Consider the following 2890-nt stretch of genomic DNA (forward strand, 5'->3'; position numbering starts at 1 on the left):
ACGCGATACCGCGCAAGCGGCGGCGATGCTGCTCGCCCGCCATGCCGCGCGCCATCCGCTGCGCATGGCGCGTGTCACCGCTGAACGTTCGAGCGATTCATCTCTTGCAGGCGCCGGTCCAACAGGTCGCGCGCCTCGGGGCTGAGACCCTGATCCTCGTCGCCAGTGGCGGTGGTCGGTGTGGCGCCCGGCGTCGCGGCCCGGTTGCCGGAATGCTCGGCCAGGTAGCGATCGAGATAGCGATGCCCGACCGGCGAGCTGGTTATGGCGTCGAGCGGGTTGTGCCCGTTTTTCACTACCCCACCGACGCCAGGAAACGCCTCGCTCCGAAACGCCTCGCTCCCCCTCCAAACGTCGTCGGAGATATCGACCGTGACCTTGCCCTGCATGATGCCGATGACGCCCGGTTTGCACGGGATCGGTTCGGCGCGCGTGCCGTTGATCCAGTGGAGCGGCCAGTCCCACCCGGTCGCGATCCAGTCGAAGACACCGAACGCCTCTTCCTCGGTCGCCTTCACCGGATAGCAGTGACGGTCGCCCGCCTGCCGGCGCGCGCCCCAGACCCAGACTGCCAACAGGACCATCAGTCCGACCTTGAGCAGATTGCCCGCCACGCTCGATACTTTCCCTATCATCGCCTTTCCCGCACCACGGTTCCAACGCCCCGGTTCATTTCATTGCACCACGGTCTTCGGACCGCCGTCCCAGCATTGATCACCGGCCGCGAATCCGCCCCGCGCACACGGGGGTAGGAACCAGCCGTTCGCTTCCCCTTCTTGCAACGGAGACGGCGCAGGCGGTCGCGCACGTGCGCGTCTGACTTGGGCAGCGCGCCGTTCGTAATCGGCGACATCATCGCCGAACAGCGCCCGGCAGTCCCGCGTCGTGCCCTGCTTCACATCATAGCAAATGTCGCCGCGACCACTCGCGGTCATCGGGCGCCCGAACACCCACCACAGTCCCGCGGCGTCTCCGTCTCCCCACCACCGCAAGACAGCAGGGCCGTCGTCGCGACTGCCGCCCGCGACCGCCGGCAGGCCTGTCGCCGCGGCCGGGATGGCGTGCGCCGTGCCGGTCGCATCGCCCGGATAGGTCCGGCCGGACGGCAGTTGCCCCTTGGCGGGATCGAACAGCATGACCATCGTCACGTTCTTCTGCGGCGAATAGAAGGACGGGACGATGACCGGGTTCGCGAAATCGCCATCGTGCGGTCGCGCCTCCAGCGCGCGCAGTTCCGCGTCGGGCGACCAGGCGTGCGCGACGGCCAACGCCAGCGCGACGTTGGAGGCCATGTCCTTGCCCGTCGTCGCCACGCTGTCCGCCACGGCCCGCACCTGTCGGCCGGCAATTGGCCCCATCGGTTGAAACAGCAGGATGCGCTGTAGCATCATCGCGACCATGCCGCCGCCCTTGACCGGCAACCATTGTCCCTCGTCGTTCCAGCCCTGATCGGAAACGAAGCGCAGACCGCGCTCGCTCGCCGCCAGTTGCCCGCGATCGACGTGGAACTCGTAGCCATCGTCCGCCAGCCCGTCACGGACCAGCGCGAAATAGCTGCCGTCAGGCATCACCGTCAGACCGATGGTCCCCGACCGACTATCGGCATCAGGCTGACGCACCGTTACCAGCCAACTGCCGCAGAATTGCCCGATGCCGGACCGGTCGCCGGCGTCGGCGGGTCGCGCGACGCCGCGGCGCATCCGGTCGACCCAGAAATCGAAGCGCTGCCAGCGTGTATCGTCGAGCGCGATGCTCTCGGCTTCTGCCACCGGGGAAACGATGCAATCGCCCGACTGTTCGGGCTTCCCGGCCGATGCCTGCACCTGCTCGGCATTCGTATCTGGTTTGGCGCTCTCATGCTGAGTGCTTGCATTGGAGCCGCAAGCCGCTGGCAAAAACGACAGGAGAGCGATCACCGCCGTCTTCCATCCGAATCGCCACATCGCCGAGCGCCCCTTTCCGAACTACCTCTATCAGGGCAGCTTCCTTTTGCCAATATATATGTTAAAAGATTGGAGCGTCACGACTTGATTGCGACAGGAGGCAGCGATGGACGATGACGGAGACACCGATGGAACGAAGGTCTACTTCATCCGCATCAAGGATACCGGCGCGGCCATCGGTATCTTCTGGTCGGACTGGAGTGGCCTTGATCTTCTGATCCAGAATCGGGTTGATCCATGGAAATGCGAAGCCGCCGAGATCGGCCGGCGGGTGCAGCCGTCCGGGGGAGTGATATTTGAGTACGGCCCGGTTCTGCATGAAGGCATCGTCGAGCATCCTGGTCCGCACCGGTGCGTGTTGACGAGCGGACTGGCGCAGATGCTTTTCGATAATGGCCGAGGCGAGGATCCGACACCGCTGGACTTCACGCCACTTCACGTTTCGTCTCCTGCATGGCTCGGCGAAGGGGATGACGAAAAACTATAAGTCAATGCGGCTACGCCAAACCCATCATTAGTGTCTGGTAAGCGCCGCGCCCGGGGCGCGACGTAGGTTCGCTGGCGCCGCGCCCCTCCCCCGGAGGCCCGCCCGCGCGGGGAACACCACGGGCTGCTGCCCTTTCGTTCCCGAAGGAAAATAGACGGCCCGTGTGGTCCGCCCAGCGCCACCCACATCGTTGCTCGCTGCATGACGCGGCCTCGTGTTCGCTGATCGTTCACGTCTGGCGTACGCTCAGCATACTTTCGTGTCGTAGCCCCTAATATGCAGGCCGGCCCGGGCCGATTTGCCTTTATATCTTTGTGGTCTTTCTTTCTGGCTGTCGGATCTTGCAGCGGCGTGACGGCATGGATGTTCAGACACACGACAAATCGCTAATCGACAAACAGGTGTTTGCCGACACCTGAGCGGGGCTGTCGGCGCTTAGCGTATATCTGGGTCCGTTCTA

General features: G+C 64.5%; 3 protein-coding genes. 1 reads left to right on the plus strand and 2 read right to left on the minus strand.

The features are described 5' to 3' along the window. Window positions 1-74: 74 nt before the first annotated feature. Entirely contained in the window at window positions 75-614 is a 540-nt protein-coding gene (locus tag AX681_RS17500) for a hypothetical protein (protein ID WP_066656328.1), read from the minus strand. Window positions 615-674: 60 nt separating this feature from the next. Continuing rightward, a complete protein-coding gene (locus AX681_RS17505; RefSeq protein ID WP_066656326.1) occupies window positions 675-1943 on the minus strand; it encodes a hypothetical protein in 1269 nt (422 codons plus the stop codon). A 106-nt stretch (window positions 1944-2049) separates the two neighbouring features. On the opposite strand from AX681_RS17505, the gene AX681_RS17510 reads away from it, so the two are divergent. Next, a complete protein-coding gene (locus AX681_RS17510) occupies window positions 2050-2430 on the plus strand; it encodes a hypothetical protein (RefSeq protein ID WP_066656324.1) in 381 nt (126 codons plus the stop codon). Window positions 2431-2890 lie beyond the last annotated feature (460 nt).

It is taken from the genome of Sphingomonas sp. CCH9-E2 (assembly GCF_001557215.1).
Taxonomy (GTDB): Bacteria; Pseudomonadota; Alphaproteobacteria; order Sphingomonadales; family Sphingomonadaceae; genus Sphingomonas.